A 23409-nucleotide genomic window follows, 5' to 3' on the forward strand; every position below is an offset into this window, starting at 1 on the left:
TAGCCGGCGAACTTCTCCATCAGGTCGAAGATCTCGTCGGCCTTCGCGGCGTCGATGCCGTTGGCCGCGGCACCGGCGCGGAAGGTCTCGCGGTGCTTGGCCATCTCCTCGGGCTTCTTCTTGCCCATCGCGCGGCGCAGCAGGTCGGCGCCGCCGAGCGAGTAGCCGCCCAGGATCTGCGCAACCTGCATCACCTGCTCCTGGTAGACCATGATCCCGTAGGTCTCGGCGAGCACCGGCTCGACGAGCGGGTGCGGGTACTCGACCGGCTCGCGCCCGTGCTTGCGCGCCACGAAGGTCGGGATCAGGTCCATCGGCCCCGGGCGGTACAGCGCGTTCAACGCGATCAGGTCCTCGAGGCGACTCGGCTTGGCCTCGCGCAGCATGCGCTGCATGCCCGGCGATTCGAACTGGAACACCGCCTCGGTCAACCCGTCGGCGAACAGCCTGTAGACCGCCGGGTCGTCGAGCGGCACGGCTTCGTAGGCGAAGCCGGCCGGGCGCGCGCCGCGCGCGACGATGAACTCGCGCGCGAGTTCGAGGATGGTCAGCGTCGCCAGCCCGAGGAAGTCGAACTTGACCAGCCCGATCGCCTCGACGTCGTCCTTGTCGTACTGGCTCACCGCGCTGTCGCTGCCGGGCTGCTGGTACAGCGGGCAGAAGTCGGTGATCCTGCCCGGCGCGATCAGCACGCCGCCGGCGTGCATGCCGATGTTGCGCACGATGCCCTCGACGCGCGTGGCCAGCGCGAGCAGCTCGGCCACCTCCTCGTCGGCGGCCTCGCGGCGGTCGATCTCGGGCTCCTCGCGGCGCGCGTAGATCAGCCCCAGGTCGGGTCTGTCGGGGAGCTGGGCCAGCGTCACCGTCTTGCCCGGCGGCGCGGGGATGAGCTTGGCGATGCTGTCGACGTGGCCGTAGCCCATGCCGAGCACGCGGCCGACGTCGCGCAGCGCCGCCTTCGCCGCCATCGTGCCGAAGGTGGCGATCTGGCTGACCGCGTCGCGGCCGTACTTGGCCTTCACGTAGTCGATCACTCGCTCGCGGTGGGCCTGGCAGAAGTCGATGTCGAAGTCGGGCATCGACACGCGCTCGGGGTTCAGGAAGCGCTCGAACAGCAGTCGGTAGCGCAGCGGGTCGAGGTCGGTGATCGCCAGCGCGTAGGCCACCAGCGACCCGGCCCCCGACCCGCGCCCCGGACCCACCGGGCAGCCGTGGGTCTTGGCCCAGGTGATGAAGTCCGAGACGATCAGGAAGTAGCCCGGGAACCCCATCTCCAGGATCGTCGCGATCTCGAACTCGAGCCGCTCGACGTAGCGCGGGCGCTGCCGTTCGCGCTCGGCGTCGTCGGGGTACAGCGCCACGAGCCGCTGCTCGAGCCCGTCGAACGACAGCTGGCGGAAGTAGTCGGCGATCGGCATGCGGCTGCCGTCGGCGAGCGCCGGGGTCGGGAAGTCGGGCAACTGCGGCTTGCCCAGCGTCAGCGTCAGGTTGCAGCGACGCGCGATCTCGACCGCGTTGGCCAGCGCCGACGGCACGTCGTCGAACAGCGCGCGCATCTGCGCCGCGGTCTTGAAGTGCTGCTCGCGCGTGAAGCGGCGCACGCGGCGCGGGTTGGCCAGCGTCTCGCCCTCGGCGATGCACACGCGCGCCTCGTGCGCGTCGAAGTCGTCGGGCTCGAGGAACTGCACCGGATGCGTGGCCACCACCGGCAGCCCGAGCTCGGCGGCCAGCGGCACCGCGGCGCGCACGTGCGCTTCGTTCGTCGGCAGACCGGCGCGCTGCAGCTCCAGGTAGAAGCGCTGCGGGAACAGCGCCGCGAGGTGGCGCGCGAGGGCCGCCGCGCGGCGCCCGTCGCCGGCCAGCAGCGCCGCGCCGACCGCGCCGGCGTCGGCGCCCGACAGCACGATCAGCCCGTCGCCGAGCTCGGCCAGCCACTGCCACTTGATCCAGGCCTGCGTGCGCTGCACGTTCGTCGTCCAGCCGCGCGCCAGCAGTTCGCACAGGTTCAGGTAGCCGCGGTCGTGCTGCACCAGCACCAGCAGGCGGCTGGGTGCCTTGTCGGCGCCGACGCCGTCGACGGCACCGTCGGGCAGCGGTTCCATGCACAGGTCGGCACCGACCAGCGGCTTGACCCCCTCGGCGCGGCAGGCCTTGTAGAACTTGACCGCGCCGAACAGGTTGTTCAGGTCGGTGATCGCCAGCGCCGGCTGGCCGTCGGCGCGCGCCGCCTCGGCGGCGGCGTCGACGCGCAAGGTGCCGTCGACGACCGAGTACTCGGTGTGGATGCGCAGGTGCACGAAGGACATCGCAGCCATTCTAGGCAGCCGCGCTCGGGCATCGCTTGGCAGCGGCCCGACCTGCTCCCAGAATCGGCCGGGGCCGGCCCGGCCGGCGTGTCACCGACGGTGCAGGAGAGTCCCGATGGACCGCAAGTTCCACCTTCTCGAGTCGTTCGCGGCCCGCGGCAGCGACGGCGCGACCTACAAGGTCATGGCCTACGAGCACCTGCGTCCCGACCAGACGCTGGCCACCGACGCGCAGGAGCACTGGGAGCCGACCGGGGTCGTCGAGTACCGGCTCGACAGCGGCGAGGTCGTGGACGTGGCGCGCGACGGCGCGATGCGCGTGGCCTCGCGCGGGATCACGCTGACCCGCGCCTGAGTCGCCAAGCGGCGGCTGCGCGGCCGGGCCGGCGACGCGTGCCTACATCAGCACGATGTCGTACTGCTCCGGGTTCATCGACGGCTCGGCCGACAGCGAGATCGGCTTGCCGATGAATTCGCTCAGTCCCGCCAGGTGCGGGCTCTCCTCGTCGAGCAGCATCTCGACCACCGTGGCGTGCGCGACGACGCGGAACTCCTTCGGGTCGAACTGGCGCGCCTCGCGCAGGATCTCGCGCAGGATGTCGTAACACACGCTGCGGGCGGTCTTCACCTGGCCGCGGCCGTCGCAGGTCGGACACGGCTCGCACAGCATGTGCGCCAGGCTCTCGCGCGTGCGCTTGCGCGTCATCTCGACCAGGCCCAACTGCGTGAAGCCGCCGACCGTGACCTTGGTGCGGTCGCGCGCGAGCTGCTTGCGGAACTCGGCCAGCACGGCCGCCTGGTGTTCCTCGCGCGCCATGTCGATGAAGTCGACGATGATGATGCCGCCGAGGTTGCGCAGCCGCAGCTGGCGCGCGATCGCGCCGGCGGCCTCGAGGTTGGTCTTGAAGATCGTGTCGTCGAAGTTGCGCGCGCCGACGTAGCCGCCGGTGTTGACGTCGACCGTGGTCAGCGCCTCGGTCTGGTCGATGATCAGGTAGCCGCCGCTCTTCAGGTCGACGCGGCGCGCCAGCGCTCGCGCGATCTCGTCGTCGACGTTGTACAGGTCGAACACCGGGCGCTCGCCCTGGTAGTGCTGCAGCTTGTCGACCGCGCCGGGCGTGTACGCGCGGCCGAAGGCCACGAGGTGCTCGTACTGCAGCCGCGAGTCGATGCGGATCGTCTGCGTGTGCTCGTTGGTCAGGTCGCGCAGCACGCGCTCGGCCAGCGTCAGGTCCTGGTGCAGCAGCGTGCCCGGCGGTTGCGCGAAGCCGCGCTCGCGGATCGCGGCCCAGGTCTTGCGCAGGTAGGCGATGTCGTCGGCCAGTTCGGCGTCCGACGCGTCCTCGGCGTTCGTGCGCAGGATGAAGCCGCCGCCGGCCTGCGCGCCGCCGGCGTCGGCCAGCGACGCGAGCGCCTGCACACGCGCGCGCAGCTGTTCGCGCAGCTCGTGCGAGCCGATGCGCTGCGAGATGCCGATGTGCCGGTCCTGCGGCAGGAACACCAGCAGCCGCCCGGCGATGCTGATCTGCGTCGACAGCCGCGCGCCCTTGGTGCCGATCGGGTCCTTGATGACCTGCACCGTCAGCGTCTGACCCTCGAAGACCTGCTTCTCGATCGGCAGCGGCGGCGTGTTGCCGTTGCCGGGCTCGCCGCGCGCGCCGAACAGGTCGGCCACGTGCAGGAACGCCGCGCGCTCGAGGCCGATGTCGACGAAGGCGCTCTGCATGCCCGGCAGCACGCGGACCACCTTGCCGAGATAGATGTTGCCGACCAACCCGCGCTCGAGTGCGCGCTCGAGGTGCAGCTCCTGCACCGCGCCGTTCTCGACCACGGCCACCCGCGTCTCCTGCGGCGTCCAGTTGATCAGGATGTCTTGCATGGCCGGCATGGTAGCCGCGCCGGCCGTCAGCGGCGCCAACCCGACGAGGTGAGCAGCGCGTCGACCTCGTACAGCGGCAACCCCATGATGCCGCTGTAACTGCCGTCGATGTGCGCCGTCCAGCGCGCCGCGCCGCTCTGGATCGCGTACGCGCCGGCCTTGCCCATCGGCTCGCCGCCGGCGACGTAGGCGTCGATCTCGGCGTCGGCGAGCTCGCGCCAGCGCACGTGCGACACGCTCAGCGCCGCCTGCACGCGCACGCGCGGCGCCAGCGGCCAGGCCAGCGCCACCGCGGTCAGCACGCGATGCGTGCGCCCCGACAGCGCGCGCAGCGTCTCGCGCGCCTGCCCGGCGTCGGCCGGCTTGCCCAGCAGACGCCGCCCGAGCGCCACCGTGGTGTCGGCGGCGAGCACCGGCGCCGACGGCAGCGCGCGGCGGCGACGGCGCGCGAGCGCCGCGTCGAGCTTGGCGAGCGTGACGCGCTGCACGTAGTCCTCGGGCGCTTCGCCGGGGCGCTCGGCCTCGAGCGCCTCGGCGTCCTCGTCGGCGTCGGGCAGCAGCAGCGCGTGGCGCACGCCGATCTGCGTCAGCAGCTCGCGCCGCCGCGGGCTCTGCGAAGCGAGCCAGACGAAAGGCTCGACGGTCACGGGCCGGGCGATCGCCGCGGGGCCGCGGTGCGCGCAGCGGGCGACGGCGTCATTCGCGGTGGTACGGGTGCCCGCTGTCGAGCGACCACGCGCGGTACAACGCCTCGGCGAGCAGCACGCGCACGAAGGCGTGCGGCAGTGTCAGGTCCGACAGGCGCAGCGTCTCGTCGGCCGACGCGCGCAGCGTCGCGTCGAGCCCGTCGGGCCCGCCGATGACGAACGCCACGTCGCGCCCGTCGCCCTTCCAGAACGCCAGCCGTGCCGCCAGCTGCGCGGTCGTCACGCGCACGCCCCGCTCGTCGAGCACGACGCGGCGCAGGCTGCGCCCCGCCGCGGTGAGCGCCTGCTCGATGCGCTGCGCCTCGGCGGCCTTCAACGCGTCCACCGGCTTGCCGCCCTGACGCGGCTCGGCCTTCACGGCCCGCAGTTCGAGCCTGAGCTCCGGTGGGAAGCGCCTGGCGAAATCCTGCCAGGCCGCGTCGGCCCAGGCCGGCTGGCGCTGGCCGACGGCGATCACCCACAGCCGCACCTTCCGCCGGCCCGCGTCTCAGCCGCCGCGCCGGCGGGGCGCCGCCTTCTTCGCGGCGCCGACACGCTTCGCGCTCGCCGGCCGGCTGGCGGGCGAGCTCGCCGTCTTCGCGCTCGTGCGGCGACCACCGGCAGCCTTCGCCTGCGATGCCGCCGCGGCGGCGCGCGTGCCGCGGCCGGCGGCGGGCGCCGCGGTGCGTTTGCCCGGCTTCGCCGGCGTGCGGGGCGCCGCGTTCGCCGCCGGCCTGGCCCGCGCGGACGGCCGCGCCGCCACGCCGGTGTCGGCGGAGGCCTTGGGCAGCGCCGTGGCGCGTACGTCGCCGAGTCTCATGCGCACCGGCTTGCCGCCCCAGATCTCCTCGAGGTGGTAGTACTCGCGGATCTGCGGCTGCATGATGTGCGCCACCGCGGCGCCGCAGTCGACGATGATCCACTCCCCGTTGTCCTCGCCCTCGGTGCGCAGCACCGGCAGCCCGCGCGACTTGACGGTCTCGCGCACGCTCGACGCCAGCGCCTTGGTCTGCCGGTTGCTGGTGCCCGAGGCGATGATCACGCGCTCGAACAGGGGCGACAGGTGTTCGGTGTTGAAGACCACGATGTCGTGCGCCTTCACGTCTTCGAGTCCGTCGACGATGGCTCGCTGCAGCTTGCGGATGTCCATTCAGCTCCTGCGGTGGGGGGGAGGCGGCGCGCCGCGGTACAGCGCGTGCCGGGCAATATAACGGGCGACCGCACCGCCGACCAGCGCGCGCAGGTCGGCGCCGGCGGCCGCCGCCGCGCGCGCCGCGGTCGACGACACCGCCACCGGCGGCATCGCCAGCACCTCGACGCGGTGCGCGAGCGGCGCCAGTTCGTCGGGCGGCTGCACCTGCGCGCCGCCGCGTGCCGCCACGGCCAGCGTCACCGCGTCGACCAGTTCGCGCCAGCGGTGCCAGGTCGGCAGCCGCGCGTACTGGTCCTGCCCGATGACCAGCACCAGCGTCGCGCCGGGCCGTTCCGCGTGCAGCGCGTGCACGGTGTCGATCGTGTAGCTCGGCCCGGCGCGGCGCGTCTCGACGTCGTCGACGCGCATGCGCGGCTCGCCGGCGGTCAACGCCCGGACCATCGCGAGCCGATGCCTCGCCGGCGCCAGCTGCCGGTCGGCCTTCTGCCACGGGTCGCCGGCGGGCACCCAGCGCAGCTCGTCGAGCCCGAGTTGGTCGCGCGCCTGCCGCGCCAGCGCCAGATGCCCCAGGTGAGGCGGGTCGAAACTGCCGCCGAACAGGCCGATCCTCACGCGCGCCGCGCCCGCCGCGTCATGCGCCCGGCCCCGGCTCGCCGGCCGCAGCGTCGTCGGCCACCCAGTCGCGCGGACGCAGGAAGTCGGTGTACAGACGCGCCTCGGGCGTGCCCGGCGCCGGCTGCCACGCGTAGCGCCACTTCACGATCGGCGGCATCGACATCAGGATGCTCTCGGTGCGACCGCCGCTCTGCAGCCCGAACAGCGTGCCTCGGTCGAACACCAGGTTGAACTCGACGTAGCGTCCGCGCCGGTACGCCTGGAAGTCGCGCTCGCGCTCGCCGTACGGCAGCTCGCGGCGGCGGCGCACGATCGGCAGGTAGGCGTCGGCGAACGCGTCGCCCACCGCGCGCGTCATCGCGAAGCTGCGCTCGAAGCCGAGCTCGGCGAAGTCGTCGTAGAACACCCCGCCGACACCGCGCGGTTCGCCACGATGCCTGAGGAAGAAGTAGTCGTCGCACCAGCGCTTGAAGCGCGGGTACAGCTCGGTGCCGAAAGGTGCCAGGGCGTCGCGGCAGGTGCGGTGGAAGTGGCGGGCGTCGTCGTCGAAGCCGTAGTACGGCGTCAGGTCCATGCCGCCGCCGAACCACACCACCGGCTCGCGGTCCGCCGGCAGCGCGGCGAACATGCGCACGTTCATGTGCGCGGTCGGCACGTAGGGGTTGCGCGGGTGCAGCACCAGCGACACGCCCATCGCCTCGAACGGCGCACCGGCCAGCTCGGCACGGTGCTGCGTGGCGCTGGGCGGCAGCGCCGGGCCGCGCACGTGGCTGAAGTTGCAGCCCCCGCGCTCGAACACGCCGCCGTCCTCGATCAGCCGCGTCAGCCCGTCGCCCTGCAGCCGCTCGTCGGGCCCGCGCGTCCAGCCGTCGCTGATGAACGGGCGGCCGTCCTCGGACTGCAGCGCGCCGACCAGGCGCGCCTGCAGGCCGCGCAGGTAGTCGCGCACGGCGGCGGTGTCGGGCGGCATGCGCGGGGCTCCTCGCATCCGGGGTCAGGTCAGTCGCACCGGCGACGCCAGCGCCGGACGGCGCCCACGCACGCCGGCGTAGGCGCGCGCGATCGCGGCCATGTCGGCTGCGGCGTCGCCGCTCAGCCGCAGGCATTCGCGCACGCCGACCGAGCGGCGTGCGAAGTCCAGCTGCGCGAGCAGCAGCGGCACGCCGGCGTCGACGGCGACGCGGTAGAAGCCGCTGCGCCAGCCTGCGGCGCGCGATCGGGTGCCCTCCGGCGCCAGCGCCAGCCACAGGAACGCGTCGCGATCGCGCGCCTCGCGCATGCGCCGCACCATCGCGCCGACGGCGCCCGCCGGCGCGCGACGGTCGACCGGCACGCCGCCGAGCCAGCGCAGCCAGCGGCCGAACAGCGGCACGCGAAACAGCGTGCCCTTGGCCCAGAACACGACCGGCACGCCGATGGCCCACTTCGCGAGCACGCCGACGACGAAGTCCCAGTTCGAGGTGTGCGGGTAGACCACGGCCACGCCCTGACGCGCCGGCAGGCCGTCGAACTGCAGCCGCCAGCCGAGGGCGCGCAGCAGCGCGCGCGCCAGCCGGCTGCCGCGCAGCTGCACCGGGCGCGAGGCGATCGGCTGCGGGCCGCGCGTGTCCATCAGCGCGGCTTGATCGCGCGGTGGCCGATGTCGCTGCGCCACTGCGCGCCGTCGAAGTGGATCGGCCGCAGCACGTCGTACGCGCGCTGCTGCGCGGTCTTCACCGACTCGCCCAGTGCCGTCACGCACAGCACGCGCCCGCCGCTGGTGACGATGCGCCCGTCGTCGGCGCGCGCCGTGCCGGCATGGAACACCATCGCGTCGACCTCGGCGTCGTCCCTGGCCGGCGGCGGCAGGCCGTCGATGGCATCGCCCTTGCGCGGGTTCAGCGGGTAGCCGTGTGCGGCCATCACCACGCCCAGCGCGGTGCGCCGGTCCCACTGCAGCGACACCTGGTCGAGCGTGCCGTGGGCGGCGTGCAGCAGCACGTCGGCGAGGTCGCTCTTCAGCCGCATCAGGATCACCTCGGCCTCGGGGTCGCCCAGGCGGGCGTTGAACTCGACCGTCTTCGGCCGGCCCTGCGCGTCGATCATCAGGCCGGCGTAGAGGAAGCCGGTGAAAGGCATGCCTTCGCGGGCCATGCCGGCGATCGTCGGCTGCACGATTTCGTGCATCACCTTCGCATGCACGTTCGGCGTGACCACCGGCGCCGGCGAGTACGCCCCCATGCCACCGGTGTTCGGGCCACGGTCGCCGTCGCGCAGGCGCTTGTGGTCCTGGCTGGAGGCCAGCGGCAGCACCGTCTTGCCGTCGGTGAGCACGATGAAACTCGCCTCCTCGCCGTCGAGGAACTCCTCGATCACCACGCGGGCGCCCTCGGCGTTGTGCTGCACGCCCAGGCGGTTGCCCTGCAGCATGAAGTCGATCGCCTCGTGCGCCTCGGCCAGCGTGGTGGCGACGACCACGCCCTTGCCCGCCGCCAGCCCGTCGGCCTTGATCACGATCGGCGCGCCGCTGCGCTCGACGTGCGCGTGCGCCTCGGCGGCGTCGGCGAAGGTGCGGTACTCCGCGGTCGGGATGCCGTGGCGCCGCATGAAGTCCTTCGCGAAGGCCTTCGAGCTCTCGAGCTGCGCGGCGGCCTTCGTCGGCCCGACGATGCGCAGCCCGCGCGCGCGGAACACGTCGACCACGCCGGCGGCCAGCGGCGCCTCGGGGCCGACCACGGTCAGCGTGACGCCCGAGGCCTGCGCGAAGTCGGCCAGCGCCGCGGGGTCGGTCAGCGCGACGTTGTGCAGCTGCGCGTCGAGCGCGGTGCCGCCGTTGCCCGGCGCCACGTGCACCTGCTGCACCTTGGGCGAGCGCGCCAGCTTCCACGCCAGCGCGTGTTCGCGGCCGCCGCCGCCGATCACCAGCGCCTTCATCGGCGCCTCACGCCTCGTCGCCGAGGTCGGCGTTGTGGTAGACGTCCTGCACGTCGTCGATGTCCTCGATCGCGTCGAGCAGCTTGCGCATGCGCTGCGCGTCTTCGCCGGCGAGCTCGACCGAGTTCTCGGCGCGCATCGTCACTTCGGCGACCTCGGGTTTCAACCCGGCGGCGCCGAGCGCGTCGCGCACCGCCTCGAACGCCGCCGGCGGGGTCAGCACCTCGATCGAGCCGTCGTCGCCGGTGACCACGTCGTCGGCGCCGGCTTCGAGCGCGACTTCCATCACCTGGTCCTCGCTGGTGCCGGGGGCGAACACGAACTGGCCGCAGTGTTTGAACTGGAACGCCACCGATCCCTCGGTGCCGAGGTTGCCGCCGTGCTTGCTGAACGCATGGCGCACCTCGGCCACGGTGCGCACGCGGTTGTCGGTCATGCAGTCGACGATGATCGCCGCGCCGCCGATGCCGTAGCCCTCGTAGCGGATCTCCTCGTAACTGACGCCCTCGAGCGCGCCGGTGGCCTTGTCGATGTTGCGCTTGACCGTGTCGGCCGGCAGGTTGACCGCCTTGGCCTTGTCGATGGCCAGGCGCAGCCGCGGGTTGGCCGCAGGGTCACCGCCGCCGCTGCGCGCGGCGACCATGATCTCGCGGATCACCCGCGTCCACGCCTTGCCGCGCTTCTCGTCCTGGCGGCTCTTGCGGTGCTGGATGTTGGCCCACTTGGAGTGACCGGCCATCGGGGACTCCTCACCGGGCACCGCATGGCGCGCCGGCCTCGTTTGTATAGACTGCCGCGATTTTACCGGGCACCCCCAGGAGAACCCCGATGGCCGAGCCGATCCTCGTCGCCCAGCACGGCGACATCCAGTGCCACCTGCTGCCGGCACTGGCCAATCGCCACGGCCTGATCACCGGCGCCACCGGCACCGGCAAGACGGTCACGCTGCACAAGCTCGCCGAGAGCTTCAGCGCCATCGGCGTGCCGGTGTTCATGGCCGACGTCAAGGGCGACCTCGCCGGCATCAGCCAGCATGGCGCCCTGCCCGACAAGGTGGCGAAGATCCTCGCCGACCGCGGCCTGCCGGCGCCCGAGCCGACGGCGTGCCCGACGACGCTGTGGGACGTGTTCGGCGAGCAGGGCCACCCGGTGCGCGCGACCGTCTCCGACATGGGTCCGCTGCTGCTCGCCCGCATGCTGGGGCTCAACGACACGCAGTCGGGGGTGCTGAACATCGTGTTCCGCATCGCCGACGACAACGGCCTGCTGCTGCTCGACCTGAAGGACCTGCGCTCGATGCTGCAGCACGTCGGCGAGAACGCCAAGCAGTTCACCACCGAGTACGGCAACATCAGCGCCGCCAGCGTCGGCGCGATCCAGCGCGGGCTGCTGCAGCTCGAGGAACAGGGCGGCGACAAGTTCTTCGGCGAGCCGATGCTCGACATCGCCGACCTGATGCAGACCGCCGACGGCGGCAAGGGGGTGGTCAACATCCTCGCCGCCGACCGGCTGATGACCTCGCCGCGGCTGTACGCGACCTTCCTGCTGTGGATGCTGTCGGAGCTGTTCGAGCAGCTGCCCGAGGTCGGCGACCTCGACAAGCCGAAGCTGGTGTACTTCTTCGACGAGGCGCACCTGCTGTTCGCCGACGCGCCGAAGGCGCTGGTCGAGCGCATCGAACTGGTCGTGCGACTGGTGCGCAGCAAGGGCGTGGGCGTGTACTTCGTGACGCAGAACCCGCTGGACATCCCCGACACCGTGCTCGCCCAGCTCGGCAACCGCGTGCAGCACGCGCTGCGCGCGTTCACGCCGCGCGACCAGAAGGCGGTCAAGTCGGCGGCAAGCACGATGCGCGCCAACCCGAAGCTCGACGTCGAGACCGCGATCACCGAGCTCGCCGTCGGCGAGGCGCTGGTGAGCCTGCTCGACGAGAAGGGCCGCCCCGGCATCACGCAGCGCGTCTACGTGCTGCCGCCGGGCAGCCGCATCGGGCCGATCGACGCCGGCGAGCGCCGCGCGCTGGTCGCCGGGTCGCTGGTCGCCGGCGTGTACGACAAGACCGTCGACCGCGAGTCGGCGTACGAGTCGCTGCGCCGGCAGGCCGAGGCGGCGATGGCGGCGCAGCCCCAGCCCGAGGCCGCCAAGGGCGGCGGGCTCGGCGACGTGCTGTTCGGCAGCACCGGCCCGCGCGGCGGCCGACGACCCGGCATGCTCGAGACCGCCGCCACGTCGGCGGTGCGCACGATGGGCACGACGATCGGGCGCGAGATCATCCGCGGCGTGCTCGGCGGGCTGCTCGGCGGGCGCCGACGCTGATGCCGCCGTCGCCGCGCACCGATGCGCCGCCGCGTGCGCGCGCTGGCGGCGCTGGCGCTGGCCCTGCCGCTCGCACTGCTTGCCGCCGGGCAGGCCGGGCTGCTGCGCGGCGCGGCGCCGACGGACCTCGGCGTGCGCGACGGGTGGCTGAAGCCACCGTCGGCCACGCCCAACAGCGTCAGCAGCCAGTCCGCCCGGCACCCCGGCCATCCGCGGCGCATCGACGCGCACGTCGACCCGCTGCCGGCCACCGACGGCGACGCGCGCGCGACGATCGCGCGGCTGGCCGCACTGCTCGCGGCGCGTGCTGACGCTCGCATCGTCGAACGGCGCGACGACTATTTGCGCGTCGAGTTCACGACCCGCTGGCTGCGTTTCGTCGACGACGCCGAGTTCTGGGCCGACGCCGACGCCGGCGCCGTGCAGGTGCGTTCGGCGTCGCGCCTCGGGCGGCGCGACTTCGGCGCCAACCGCGCCCGCATCGAGGTGCTGCGCCGACAGCTCGCCGCGCCGCGCTGACCCCGTCAGTCGCCCTGCAGCGCCAGCGCGCTTTGCCAGGTGTCGACGCGGTGGCGGAAGCGCGCGACCTTGCCGGCGTCGTCGAAGTGCCAGATGTGCACCGCCTCGGGCTCGACGACGCGCTTGCCGGTGGCCTTCACGGTGAACTCGACGTCGACGAGGTCGACGACGGTGCGCGCGTCGGCGAAGAACTGCCGCGGCGAGAACACGTTCATCTCGACGCGCGACAGCAGCGCGTCGAAGAACGTCGGCACCCGGTCGCGCCCTTGGAGCGGCTGCAGCCACGGCACCGGGTTGGGGAACGTCGCGTACTCCCACTCGACGTCGTCGGCGAGCTGCGACAGGATGTAGGGCACGTCGCCGCGGCCGAACGCGGCGTAGATCTGCTGCACGGTCTCGATCGGGGTCATGCGGGGTCTCCAGGCGTTCAGGCTGCCAGCCGCAGCCCGGTGGCCGAGCGGGCGGCCGGGTAGCCGCGCTGCTCGATGTCGAACTTGTCCTCCAGCGCCGCGGCACGCACTTCGCGCCGCACCTGCGCCTCGAGCAGCGGGCGCAGCAGCGCCCCGACCAGCGGTGGCAGCGGCAGGCGCACGCGGATGTCGACGCGGGTGCCGTCGCGGCCGTCGCGCGGCTCGGCGGCGAACGCGAACACGACGCTGCCGCCGCGGTTGAAGCCGGCGACGGCGGTGTCGACGATGCCGCCTTCGGGGTCGACCGAGCGCTCGAACACGTCGCGCACGGGCACGCCCAGCAGCCGCACGCGCTGCTCGAAGCGCGCGCCGCCCGGCGGTCGGCGCGCCAGCACCGTGAAGCGCAGCTTCGGGTGCACGCCGGCGGCGATGTGGTGGTCGAGGTCGGCGAACTGCGCCCGCACGACGGCCGGCGCGGCGGCGATCCACTCGCTGTGACGGACTTCGGCGAATCGCGGCATCGCGGCCCCTGCGGTGCGATCGCGGCACCGCCGTGGCGCCGCATGCTGCGTCTACGGCCGCAACGCGCCGGCGGATGCATCCACCACCGGCCGCGCCGCGTATACCGGCCATGCCAACGCTGGACACCGCGCTGCCGAACGCCGATGCGCGCCGCGCGCCTGGGGATGGGCGGGCGTTCGCCGCGGTGCTAGTGTGGCGCGCGACGTCACAAGACCGCCGCACCGTGGCCCCGTCCACCGCCGCCGACCCATCGCCGCCGCGCGGCGCCGACGTGGCGCGCGAGCACCGCGACCGCGAACTCGCCGCGCTGCTCGCGCGCTGCGCCGCCGGCGACGCCGCGGCGTTCGACGCCTTCTACGACGCGACGCTGGGGTACGCGCACGCGCTGGCGCGGCGCATCGTCGCCGACGCCGACCTCGACGACGTGCTCGCCGACGCCTACGTCCAGGCCTGGCAGCAGCGCGCGCGCTTCGACGCCGCGCGCGGCAGCGCCGTGTCGTGGCTGCTGGCCATCGTTCGCACCCGCGCGCTCGACCAGCGCCGCAGCGAGCAGCTGCGCGCGCACGCGCCGCTCGCCGACGGCGACGGCGACGCGGTCGCCGACGACGCCGCCGGCCCCGACGCGCTGCTCGACTTCGCCGAACGCGGCTCGCGCCTGCACGCGGCGCTGGCGACGCTGTCGGCGCAGGAGCGTTGGCTGCTCGCGCTGGCCTACTTCCGCGACTGGACCCACGCCGAGATCGCCCGATCGACCGGGTTGCCGCTGGGCACCGTCAAATCGGCGATCCTTCGCGCGCAGCACAAGCTGCGCGACCTGCTGGCGCCGCTGGCGCGCTGACGACGATGTCTGCCACCACCCCCCCGACCGACGGCGACGACCGCCTCGACGCGGACGGCGTCGAGCGGCTGTCGGCGCAGCCGGCACCCGATGCCGTCGCCGACGCCGCCCGCGCGCGCATCCGGCGCCGCGTGTTGCGCCGCATTGCCGCCGACCAAGGCCACCTCAGCGTGCCGGCCGACGGCGGGACGTGGCGGCCGTTCGCCGACGGCGTGCACATCAAGGTGCTGCACCAACACGACGGCGCAATGGCCTATCTGCTGCGCCTGGACGCCGGCGCGGCGATCCCGCCGCACCGGCACCCGATCGACGAGGAGTGTGTCGTGCTGCAGGGGCGGCTTCGCATCGGCGAGGCGATCGAACTCGGCGCCGGCGCGTTCCACCTGGCGCGTGCCGGCTCGCTGCATGCGCGCATCAGCACCGACGGGGGCGCGACGATCTACCTGCGCGGGGCCGTGCCCGCGGCGGCGGACGCGCTCTGACCACCGCGCGGGGCCCCTGGCGCGCCGGCACGGCGCTCAGCGCCCGTCGACGCGCACGCATTCGGTGGCGGGGCGCAGGCACTCGAGCGGCACCTTGTGCAGCGCCCAGCCGCCGGCGCCGGCCAGCGTCGCGACGAAGACGATCGACAGCCACACCACCTTGCTGCGCCACGGCGGCTTCTCGCGCATCAGGTCGCGGGCGAACACGATCGCCCCGTGCACGATGGCGGTGACGGCGAACGCCGTCAGGCCGGCGGCGCGCATGTCGGGTGACGCCAGCAGCGTGCCGATGAGCACCATCGCCGCCTCGAACAGGTAGAGCAGCGTGAGCCAGTGACGGCTGACCAGCGCCCACAGGCTGCCCGGCACCGCGGCGGTGAGCACGCCCTGGGCGACCAGCCCGATGCGCGAGGTCCAGCGCAGCAGCGGCTGCACGTCGCTGCCATCGGCCACGCCCTCGAGGACACGTCCCGCGACAGTCAGCGCGCGCGCCGCCTGGCGCATCGTGCGCTTCGGGTCGAGCCGGCGGTCGACCTCGTGCGCCGAGCGCAAGTACTCGAGCAGTCCGCGGTCGTCGAACAGGCTGCCGACGACGCGCTCGACGTGACCGCGGCGCGCCGGGTCACCCAGGTCGAGCGCCTGCAGCAGCGCATGCATGCGCGCCTTCGCGTGGTCGTGCACGCGCGGCGCCGCCGCGGCGGCGGCCTTCTCGGTGTCGCGGCGCAGCTGGTCGAGCGCGCCGAGCACGACGCCGCCGAGCTGCGCGCGCTCGGCCGGTGCCAGCAGCTCGCGTGCGATTGTGCGCTGCGCCGCGTCGACCAGCGCGCCGCGCAGCCCCTGCAACGCGTCGGACGGCAGCAGCGCGTGGATCAGCCGCTCGGCGCCGTCGAGCCGGCCCCACAGGATGTCGTTGCGGCGCCACCGCTCGTCGAGGAAGCCGCCGAAGTTGCCCAGTGCGGTGCCGGCGAGCTTGCGGCGCCGGCGCCCGGCGCGTTCGTCGACGATCGCGGTGGCGTCCTCGGGGCTGATGCGCACCACGTCGACGGTGGCCGGCTCGCCCGTGTCGGTGCCGTAGTACAGCGGCAGGCTCATCTGGTCGAAGCTGTCGAAGCGCAGCACGTACCAGCCGAGCAGGCGGCGCAGGATGCGGCCCTCGGGGGTGTCGAGCGTGGCGTCGCCGACGTCGTCGACGGTCACGCGCGGCAGCAGCGTGCCGTCGTGCGCGACGTCGAACTCCCAGCGCGGGCGGCCGAGCAGCGCGCCGACCACCGCCAGCGCCTGGCGCTGCGGCGTGCCCTTGACGAGGTCGCGCACCATCCGCCCGAGCCCGTCGAGGTCGGCGACCAGCGCCTTCTGCAGCGCGGTGGCCTCGCGCGCGGTCATCGCGTCGTACAGCAACCGTGCGCGTGCCACGACGCGCTCCTGCAGCGAACGGTCGACCTGCGGCAGCGCGTCGGCGCGGTCGAGCTGGTCGGCGACGTCGGCGGGCAGGTGCTCGCGCAGCCGCGGCCGCGCATCGGCGTCGTCGCGCGGCGCGCAGGGGGCGCCGAGCACGCGGTCGAGCACGTCGCGCAGCAGCAACGCCAGCAGGTGGCGCTGCTCGTGCGCCGCGGCGCCGCCGAGGTCGTGCAGCTCGAGCTCGGCGGCGAGCACCTCGTCGCGCGCGGCGATGAAACGAGCGCGCAGCTGCACCAGCGCGGCGCGCGCGTTGTCGAGCCGGTCGTGCTCGCGCAACGCCTCGAGGTCGAGCTGGTGGTCCTTCAGCCGCTTGACCAGCCGCTGGTGCAGCTCGGGCATCTGCGCCACCGGGCGGCGCAGCGCCTGGCCGTCGTGCTCGAGCGTCAGCCGCCACAACGCGTCGATGCGGCGCAGCAGGAAGCGCAGCCGCCGCGTGCGGTAGCGCAGGTCGAACATCGACAGGAAGGTGTTCATCGTCGGCGCCGGGGCCGCGTCGGCGTGCGGGCCCGGCGCGTCGGGCAGCGTGTCGCCGCAGAACGTGCGCTCGCGCCACACGCGCACCAGCGTGCGCAGCGCGTACCAGTGGTCGGACTCGACGTCGATGCCCCACAGCGGCGCGAGCCGCTCGGCCAGCTTGTCGGTGGTCGTGTACACGCGCAGACGCCGGTACGGCAGGAACGCGTCGCCGTAGTAGCGCCGCAGGTCGGCCAGGCGCATGCGGTCCCAGGCCGGCGCGCGGGTGCCGTCGGCGGCGAGCGCGCGCAGGTACGGGTCGTCGCCGGAGCCGGCCTCGAGGTCGGCCTCGCCCTGGCGCACGATCAGGTCGACGCGCTCGATGCGCCGGTTGCGCAGCAGCACCGCCTCGAGGTCTTCGCGGATCGTCTCGGCGCGCGGGATCGTCAGCAGCGCCGCGAGCGCGTTGTGCACGGCGTCGGGAGTCGGCTCGCGGCGGCCCCCGCGCGCGAGTTCGGCGTCCTCGGGGTGCTCGGGCGACGGTTCGATGTACACCAGCTTGCGCTCGACCGGCAACTCGGCCTCGCGCTTGCTCAGCGCGTCGATGGCGTGGCCGAACGGCTTGTTGTCGAGGTAGCCGCCGTCGCCGTAGGCGCGCTCGAGCGGGTCGACGCGGCCGTCGAGCCCCTCGGTGCGCGTGAGCAGCGCGCGCCAGCGCCTGCGCTGCGCGTCGCCGACGGCGCCGCCGCCGCCGCGCTCGATCGCGTCGAGGGTCATCGGTTCGAACACGAACGGAAACGACGAGGTGCAGCGCGCGACGTAGGCGAGGAACGCATGGTTCTGCGGCGCCAGGTCGTTGCGCGCCAGCGGCGGTCCTGCCGCGCGGTGGCGCAGGTGGAACACCTGGCGGTGACGGCGTTCGCCGACGAGCTTGTCGGCCAGCCGCAGGCCGACCACGCTGCCGCGGATGTCGGTGGTGGTGACGAACAGGTCGAGTTCGTCGGCCACCGGCGCGCCGCCGCGTGCGGCCGCCTCGCGTGTCATCGCCGCCATCGCGTCGAGCAGGCGGCGGTACATGCGGTCGCTGTTGAGCAGCGACGCCGGCTGCGTCGCCACCGGTGGCAGCGACGCGTCATCGCGACGCGAGCCGCGGTCGTTGATCAGCTTGTCGACGTCGCCCTCGCGGATCCACAGGTCGCGCAGCGGCGAAAACGGCTCGCCGTTGGCCAGCGCCTTGGCGAGGAACAACCCGTTGATGCCGCCGGCCGAGGTGCCCGCGACCACGTCGACGACGAACCGCTTGTGCACCGCGGTCGGCAGCCGCGCAGCGACGTCCGGTTGCTCGAAGAAGTCCTCGATGCCGGTGCCGGGGTGCTCGGCGAGCCAGCGGCAGGCATCGTGGCGCAGCGACATGTCTCCCAGCAGCGCCGCCAGCCAGCGGTACACGCGGCGCGTGCCCTCGCGCGGGTCGGGCGGCGTGCCGGGGCGCGGCGTCGCGCAGGCCATCTCGTACAGCTCGTGGGCCACGCCGTTGATGTAGATCGCCAGCGACACCCCGCCGTACATCACCACGCCGAAGCGCACCTCGCTGTCGTACTGCAGCGCCTGCGCCGTCGCCTGTCCGGTCATCGCACCCTCCGCGTGCCCCCGTCGACGCGAGGCATGTTGCGCCGCGTCCCCCGCGCGCGACAAGACTGCGAGACGGGGGATGGCGCGAGGGCGCTCGATAGAATCCGGCGGCCCTGCGCGGCATCGGTCGGCCCGCCCGGCCGGCGCCGCCGAAGCTGCGAAAGCCCGCCATGTCCGCCCCCGAAGCCTCCAAGCCCGCCGGCAACTTCCTGCGCACGATCATCGAGCGCGACCTCGCCGACGGTCGCCTCGCGCACCGGCTGTTCGCCGGCACGCCCGGCGACGCCAGCCACCACGCGGCCAGCGGCCGGCCCGACCCGGCGCGCATCCGCACGCGCTTCCCACCCGAGCCCAACGGCTACCTGCACGTCGGCCACGCGAAGAGCATCTGCCTGAACTTCGGGCTGGCGCGCGACTACGGCGGCGTGTGCCACCTGCGCTTCGACGACACCAACCCCGAGAAGGAGGAGCAGGAGTACGTCGACGCAATCGTCGACGCGGTGAAGTGGCTGGGCTGGAGCTGGGAGGCGAACGGCGTGTCGCACCTGTTCTACGCCAGCGACTACTTCGACACGATGTACCGCTGCGCCGAGCACCTGATCGCCACCGGGCACGCCTACGTCGACGAGCAGACGCCCGAGCAGATGCGCGCCGCGCGCGGCGACTTCGCCACGCCCGGCGCCGACAGCCCGTACCGCCACCGCAGCGCCGACGAGAACCTGGCGCGCTTTCGCGAGATGCGCGACGGCCGGCACCCCGATGGCGCGATGGTGCTGCGCGCGAAGATCGACATGGCGTCGCCGAACATCAACCTGCGCGACCCGGCGATCTACCGCATCAAACACGCGTCGCACCACAACACCGGCGAGCGCTGGTGCATCTACCCGATGTACGCCTACGCGCACCCGATCGAGGACGCGCTGGAGAACATCACGCACAGCATCTGCACGCTCGAGTTCGAGGACCAGCGCCCGTTCTACGACTGGACGCTCGAGCGCCTGGTGCCGGTGCTGCGTGCCCCGCAGTTCGCGCGCGCGAAGGCGCTGGTCGAGCAGATCGCGCAGCGCGGCGTCGAGGCCGGCAAGGAGTTCGCGCTGGCCTGCCACAACCACGCCGCCAAGCTGTTCGCCAGCGAGCCCGAGGGTCGCATGCGCGCGCTGTTCGTGCGCTGGGAGCGTGACCGCGACGCGGTGCTGCGCGACCTGCCGGCGTTCTTCGAGCTGCTGCACCGCCACCCCGAGCAGTTCACGCCGCTGCTCGAGCACGCGCTGCGCGCCGAACTGCCCGAGCCGTTCGAACTGCCGCATCAGCACGAGTTTGCGCGGCTGAACCTGACCACCGTCGTCACCAGCAAGCGCAAGCTGCGCCAGCTCGTCGACGAGCGCATCGTCGACGGCTGGGACGACCCGCGCATGCCGACCCTCGTCGGCCTGCGCCGCCGCGGCTACACGCCCCAGGCGATCCGCCTGTTCGCCGAGCGCATCGGCGTGTCCAAGGCCGACAGCTGGATCGACTACGGCGTGCTCGACATCGCGCTGCGCGACGACCTCGAGGGCCGCGCGCCGCGCGCGATGGCGGTGCTCGACCCGGTGCGCCTGGAGCTGACCAACTGGGCCGAGGTGTTCGGCAGCGACGACCACCGCGAGCCGTGCAGCGCGCCGGCGCACCCGCAGCAGCCGCAGTTCGGCGCACGCGGTTTCAGCCTGGGCCCGGCGCTGTGGATCGAGCGCGACGACTTCGCCGCCGAGCCGCCGAAGGGCTTCCACCGCCTGTTCCCGGGCAATGCGGTGCGGCTGAAGTACGGCGTCGTCGTCGAGTGCACCGGCGCCGAGACCGGCGCCGACGGTCGCGTGAGTCGGGTGCTCGCGCGGGTCGTGCCCGACACCAAGAGCGGCACGCCCGGCGCCGACCGCGTGAAGGTCAAGGGCGTGATCACCTGGGTCGGCGTGCACGACGCGCTGCCCGCCACGGTGCACCTGTTCCAGCCGCTGTTCACCGAGGCGCAGCCCGACGCCGGCGGGCGCGACTTCCACGCGGTGCTGAACCCCGGCAGCCGGCACACGGTGCAGGGCTACGTCGAACCGTCGCTGGCCGCGGCGCAGCCCGAGGACCGCTTCCAGTTCGAGCGCCACGGCTACTTCGTCGCCGACCGCGTCGCCCACGGCCCGGCCCGGGCGGTGTTCAACCGCATCACCGGACTGAAGGACGGCTGGGCGCGATGACCCGCTTGCCGTGCTCCACCGCGGTGCTGGCCGCGACGCTGGCGACGTCGGTGGCGACGCCGGCGCTCGCGCACGACGGCGAGGCGCTGTACAGGCGCCATTGCGTCCAGTGCCACAGCGTCGCGCGCATCGGCGAGACGCTGCGCGCACTGGGCACGCCTGACGAGATGCGCCGCCGCCTGGAGACGCTGCTACCGCGCCACCACGCCGCCGACGCCGACGATCGCGACGCGATCATCGCCTACCTGCTGCAGCTGCGCGGCGGCCGCTGAGGCGCGATGCGCCTGGCGCAGCTGCTGTTCGGACAGGGCTTCGGCACGCGGCGCGAGTGCGCCGCGCTGGTCGCCGCTGGCGAGGTCTCGTTCGGCGGACGCGTCGTCGACGACCCCGACGCCGAGGTCGACGTCGCCGAGGGCGACACCTTCGACGTGCGGGGGCAGCGCTGGCCCTACCACGCGCGCGCGCTGCTGCTGCTGCACAAGCCGGCCGGCGTCGAGTGCTCGCAGCGCCCGCGCCACCACCCCAGCGTGCTCGCGCTGCTGCCGCCGCCGCTGCGTCGCCGCGGCGTGCAGCCGGTGGGCCGGCTCGACGCCGACACCACCGGCTTGCTGCTGCTCACCGACGACGGCGCGCTGATCCACCGGCTGACGTCGCCGAAGCGGCACGTGGCCAAGGTCTACGAGGTGACGACGAAGCACCCGGCGACACCCGCGCTGGCGCAGGCGCTGGTCGACGGCGTGCAACTCGTCGACGAACCGCAGCCGGTGCGCGCCGCGGCGTGCGAGCGCACCGGCGAGCGCGCGCTGCGACTGACGCTGACCGAGGGCCGCTACCACCAGGTCAAGCGCATGGTCGCCGCGGCGGGCAACCGCGTCGAGTCGCTGCACCGCAGTGTCTTCGGCGCGTTGACGCTCGACCCCGACCTGCCCCCCGGCGCGTGGCGCTGGGCGCGCGCCGACGAACGCGCGGCGATCGGCATCGACGCCGGCGCCACGTCACGATAATGCCCCGATGCTGATCTTTCGCGGCGTGCACCATCGCGAGCTGGCCGACGGCGCCGGCTGCGCGCTGACGATCGGCAACTTCGACGGCGTGCACCGCGGCCACCAGGCGATGCTCGCGCTGCTGACCAACGAGGCCCGCCACCGCGGCGTGCCCAGCTGCGTGCTGACCTTCGAGCCGCACCCGCGCGACCACTTCGCCGTGCTGGCCGGGCGCGCCGACGCCGCGCCGCCGCGCATCGCGACGCTGCGCGACAAGCTCGCCGAGCTGCGGCGCTGCGGCATCGACCGCACCGTGGTGCTGCGCTTCGACCGGCGGCTCGCCGCGCTGCCGCCGGAAGCCTTCGTCGACGACGTGCTGGTGCGCGGCCTGAAGGCGCGCTACGTGCTGGTCGGCGACGACTTCCGCTTCGGCGCCAGGCGCGCCGGCGACTACGCGCTGCTCGACGCCAGCGGCGCCCGCCACGGCTTCGACGTCGCGCGCATGATGAGCTACGAGGTGCACGGGCTGCGCGTGTCGAGCTCGGCGGTGCGCCAGGCGCTGGCCGACGGCGACATGGCGCAGGCCGCGGCGCTGCTCGGGAGGCCGTACGCGATCAGCGGGCACGTGGTGCACGGGCGCAAGCTCGGTCGCGCGCTCGGCGAGAGCGCCGCCGGCACCGGCGACGGCTTTCGCACGCTGAACCTGCGCTTCGGCCATCCGCGCCCGGCCGCCGGCGGCATCTTCGTCGCGCAAGTGCACGGGCTCGGCGACGCGCCGCTGCCCGGTGTCGCCAGCCTGGGCGTGCGCCCGACGGTGGAGGACGCCGGGCGCGTGCTGCTCGAGGTCCACTGCCTGGCCTGGCCGCCGGCGCTGGGCGAGGCCTACGGCCGCGTCGTGCAGGTCGAGCTGCTGCACAAGCTGCACGACGAGCGGCGCTACGCGTCGATCGACGCGCTGCGCGAGGGCATCGCCGCCGACGTCGCCGAGGCGCGGCGCTGGTGGGCCGGCGCCGGGCCCCGTCACAGCCAGTAGATCACGCCGAACGACAGTCCCGCGTTGGTCGCCGAGCGCGTGAACGGGCTGTCGCGCGCCGGACCGAGCAGCCGGTCGAGCGACAGGCCGCCGGTCATCGACCAGCGCGCATCGAGGTCGTATCGCAGCTGGGTCGACAGACCGAGGTCTCGCCATCCCGACGACGGTGCATACCGCGCAAGGCCGCTGGAGGACGCTTCATCCGCATCGACGCCAAAGTAGCTGCGCATGTAGCGCCGGTTGCCCCAGTTCAGCACGCCGGAGGTGTTCCAGCGCAGCGACGACGACAAGCGCCGCTGCAAGCCGACCGACATCTCGAGCAGCGCCCCGCCGTCGCGCCCGAGCACGTCGGTGTTGAAGGCTGCACCCAAGCGCAGCCCGCTGTCGAATCGTCGTTGCATGAGCATGCGCACGCGCAGCGTCGACGACACCCCACCGACGCCTGCCAGTCCTTCGCGCCCGACGCTGCTGCGCCCCGGGTCGTAGCGCAGCGAAAGTCCCACGCGCAGGCGCTCGGTGCGCGAGAGGTCGACGCCCAGCCCGCGGATCACGTCGTCGTTGCGACGGTCGACCAGCCCCGACGCCGAGCTCAGGCTGACCCGCCCATAGCGCAGGTAGAGCGCCGGATTCGCGTCGAGCGCACGGATGTCGGCCCCCAGGTACTCGGCGCCGTAGCCGCCACGAAGGCCGATCGCCGCTTCGAACTTCGGACGCTCGACGCTGCCGGCCGCGGCGTCGGCGGCGATGGCCGCGGGTGCGACGTGCTGCAGCGCGACCGACGCCAGCACGAGTCCGCAGGACCGATGCAGCCGACGGGACCGATAGAATCTCATGCAATGGCATCGTACCGTGCAAAGCTGAAGGCCAAGCGCACGCGCGCCGCGACGCGCCGGCAGACCACGCGCGACCGAATTCAGCCGCCGCGCCGCTGACGCCGCGGCAGGCCGCCGGCCTGCGCCTCCCACCTCGCCGAGGGCGCCCCGCAAGGGGTG

Annotated in this window: 23 protein-coding genes; 9 read left to right on the forward strand and 14 right to left on the reverse strand. The window is 73.5% G+C overall.

What is annotated here, in order from left to right; genetic code table 11:
* Positions 1 to 2306, reverse strand: a 2306-nt coding sequence (gene dnaE, locus PKC53_RS13795) for a DNA polymerase III subunit alpha (RefSeq protein ID WP_324429546.1), incomplete at its 3' end; no start/stop codon positions are given.
* Between the two features lie 115 nt (positions 2307 to 2421).
* Between dnaE and PKC53_RS13800 the strand changes: the two genes are divergently transcribed.
* Positions 2422 to 2661: a hypothetical protein gene (locus PKC53_RS13800; RefSeq protein WP_324429548.1), complete on the forward strand. Its 240-nt coding sequence runs from the start codon at positions 2422 to 2424 to the stop codon at positions 2659 to 2661.
* A gap of 42 nt (positions 2662 to 2703) precedes the next feature.
* Here PKC53_RS13800 and rng read toward each other — a convergent pair whose 3' ends face one another.
* From rng to PKC53_RS13845, 9 genes are read right to left on the reverse strand one after another with little or no spacing between them, the layout of a single operon-like run.
* The gene (rng, locus tag PKC53_RS13805; protein WP_324429550.1) at positions 2704 to 4185 is read right to left on the reverse strand and encodes a ribonuclease G; all 1482 of its coding nucleotides are present in this window, start codon (positions 4183 to 4185) and stop codon (positions 2704 to 2706) included.
* 26 nt (positions 4186 to 4211) lie between these two features.
* Positions 4212 to 4832 carry a nucleoside triphosphate pyrophosphatase gene (locus PKC53_RS13810; RefSeq protein WP_324429552.1) on the reverse strand — a complete coding sequence of 207 codons (621 nt, stop codon included), beginning with the start codon at positions 4830 to 4832 and terminating at the stop codon, positions 4212 to 4214.
* 49 nt (positions 4833 to 4881) lie between these two features.
* Complete coding sequence (gene rlmH / locus PKC53_RS13815; RefSeq protein ID WP_324429554.1) at positions 4882 to 5361, reverse strand: 23S rRNA (pseudouridine(1915)-N(3))-methyltransferase RlmH; 480 nt, start codon at positions 5359 to 5361, stop codon at positions 4882 to 4884.
* Between the two features lie 18 nt (positions 5362 to 5379).
* Entirely contained in the window at positions 5380 to 6021 is a 642-nt protein-coding gene (rsfS, locus tag PKC53_RS13820; RefSeq protein ID WP_324429555.1) for a ribosome silencing factor, read from the reverse strand.
* Complete coding sequence (gene nadD, locus PKC53_RS13825; RefSeq protein WP_324429557.1) at positions 6022 to 6636, reverse strand: nicotinate (nicotinamide) nucleotide adenylyltransferase; 615 nt, start codon at positions 6634 to 6636, stop codon at positions 6022 to 6024.
* Between the two features lie 19 nt (positions 6637 to 6655).
* The gene (gene hemF, locus PKC53_RS13830) at positions 6656 to 7609 is read right to left on the reverse strand and encodes an oxygen-dependent coproporphyrinogen oxidase (protein WP_324429559.1); all 954 of its coding nucleotides are present in this window, start codon (positions 7607 to 7609) and stop codon (positions 6656 to 6658) included.
* Positions 7610 to 7633: 24 nt separating this feature from the next.
* Complete coding sequence (locus tag PKC53_RS13835; RefSeq protein WP_324429561.1) at positions 7634 to 8251, reverse strand: 1-acyl-sn-glycerol-3-phosphate acyltransferase; 618 nt, start codon at positions 8249 to 8251, stop codon at positions 7634 to 7636.
* Complete coding sequence (purD, locus tag PKC53_RS13840) at positions 8251 to 9552, reverse strand: phosphoribosylamine--glycine ligase (RefSeq protein ID WP_324429563.1); 1302 nt, start codon at positions 9550 to 9552, stop codon at positions 8251 to 8253. Before purD ends, PKC53_RS13835 begins: the two co-directional genes overlap by 1 nt.
* A gap of 7 nt (positions 9553 to 9559) precedes the next feature.
* Complete coding sequence (locus tag PKC53_RS13845; RefSeq protein WP_324429565.1) at positions 9560 to 10291, reverse strand: YebC/PmpR family DNA-binding transcriptional regulator; 732 nt, start codon at positions 10289 to 10291, stop codon at positions 9560 to 9562.
* An 89-nt stretch (positions 10292 to 10380) separates the two neighbouring features.
* On the opposite strand from PKC53_RS13845, the gene PKC53_RS13850 reads away from it, so the two are divergent.
* Entirely contained in the window at positions 10381 to 11868 is a 1488-nt protein-coding gene (locus PKC53_RS13850) for a helicase HerA-like domain-containing protein (protein WP_324429567.1), read from the forward strand.
* Positions 11869 to 11889: 21 nt separating this feature from the next.
* A complete protein-coding gene (locus PKC53_RS13855; protein WP_324429569.1) occupies positions 11890 to 12387 on the forward strand; it encodes a DUF1499 domain-containing protein in 498 nt (165 codons plus the stop codon).
* A gap of 5 nt (positions 12388 to 12392) precedes the next feature.
* Here PKC53_RS13855 and PKC53_RS13860 read toward each other — a convergent pair whose 3' ends face one another.
* Both PKC53_RS13860 and PKC53_RS13865 read right to left on the reverse strand, forming a co-directional pair.
* Positions 12393 to 12797 (reverse strand): nuclear transport factor 2 family protein, encoded by a 405-nt coding sequence (locus PKC53_RS13860; protein ID WP_324429571.1) that lies wholly within the window; start codon positions 12795 to 12797, stop codon positions 12393 to 12395.
* A 17-nt stretch (positions 12798 to 12814) separates the two neighbouring features.
* Positions 12815 to 13318, reverse strand: coding sequence for an SRPBCC family protein (locus PKC53_RS13865; protein ID WP_324429573.1), 504 nt, complete (start codon positions 13316 to 13318; stop codon positions 12815 to 12817).
* Positions 13319 to 13542: 224 nt separating this feature from the next.
* Here PKC53_RS13865 and PKC53_RS13870 point away from each other — a divergent pair, with 224 nt between their 5' ends.
* On the forward strand, positions 13543 to 14157 hold the full coding sequence (locus tag PKC53_RS13870) for a sigma-70 family RNA polymerase sigma factor (protein WP_324429575.1): 615 nt from the start codon (positions 13543 to 13545) through the stop codon (positions 14155 to 14157).
* Between the two features lie 5 nt (positions 14158 to 14162).
* Positions 14163 to 14639: a cupin domain-containing protein gene (locus PKC53_RS13875; RefSeq protein WP_324429577.1), complete on the forward strand. Its 477-nt coding sequence runs from the start codon at positions 14163 to 14165 to the stop codon at positions 14637 to 14639.
* A gap of 36 nt (positions 14640 to 14675) precedes the next feature.
* On the opposite strand, the gene PKC53_RS13880 is transcribed toward PKC53_RS13875, so the two are convergent.
* Positions 14676 to 18179, reverse strand: a complete 3504-nt coding sequence (locus PKC53_RS13880; protein WP_324429579.1) for a patatin-like protein — start codon at positions 18177 to 18179, stop codon at positions 14676 to 14678.
* 170 nt (positions 18180 to 18349) lie between these two features.
* Here PKC53_RS13880 and PKC53_RS13885 point away from each other — a divergent pair, with 170 nt between their 5' ends.
* The 4 genes from PKC53_RS13885 to PKC53_RS13900 are packed head-to-tail and all read left to right on the forward strand — an operon-like array spanning position 18350 to position 22417.
* Positions 18350 to 20401 (forward strand): glutamine--tRNA ligase, encoded by a 2052-nt coding sequence (locus PKC53_RS13885; protein WP_324429581.1) that lies wholly within the window; start codon positions 18350 to 18352, stop codon positions 20399 to 20401.
* Positions 20398 to 20673 carry a cytochrome c gene (locus PKC53_RS13890; protein WP_324429583.1) on the forward strand — a complete coding sequence of 92 codons (276 nt, stop codon included), beginning with the start codon at positions 20398 to 20400 and terminating at the stop codon, positions 20671 to 20673. Before PKC53_RS13885 ends, PKC53_RS13890 begins: the two co-directional genes overlap by 4 nt.
* 6 nt (positions 20674 to 20679) lie before the next feature.
* Entirely contained in the window at positions 20680 to 21405 is a 726-nt protein-coding gene (locus PKC53_RS13895) for a pseudouridine synthase (RefSeq protein WP_324429584.1), read from the forward strand.
* Positions 21406 to 21412: 7 nt separating this feature from the next.
* Positions 21413 to 22417, forward strand: coding sequence for a bifunctional riboflavin kinase/FAD synthetase (locus PKC53_RS13900; protein ID WP_324429586.1), 1005 nt, complete (start codon positions 21413 to 21415; stop codon positions 22415 to 22417).
* On the opposite strand, the gene PKC53_RS13905 is transcribed toward PKC53_RS13900, so the two are convergent.
* Positions 22405 to 23403 carry a MipA/OmpV family protein gene (locus PKC53_RS13905; RefSeq protein ID WP_324429589.1) on the reverse strand — a complete coding sequence of 333 codons (999 nt, stop codon included), beginning with the start codon at positions 23401 to 23403 and terminating at the stop codon, positions 22405 to 22407. The two genes, PKC53_RS13900 and PKC53_RS13905, sit on opposite strands and share 13 nt — an antisense overlap.
* Positions 23404 to 23409 lie beyond the last annotated feature (6 nt).

The organism is Azohydromonas sp. (assembly GCF_035325925.1).
Classification (GTDB): Bacteria; Pseudomonadota; Gammaproteobacteria; order Burkholderiales; family Burkholderiaceae_C; genus Calidifontimicrobium.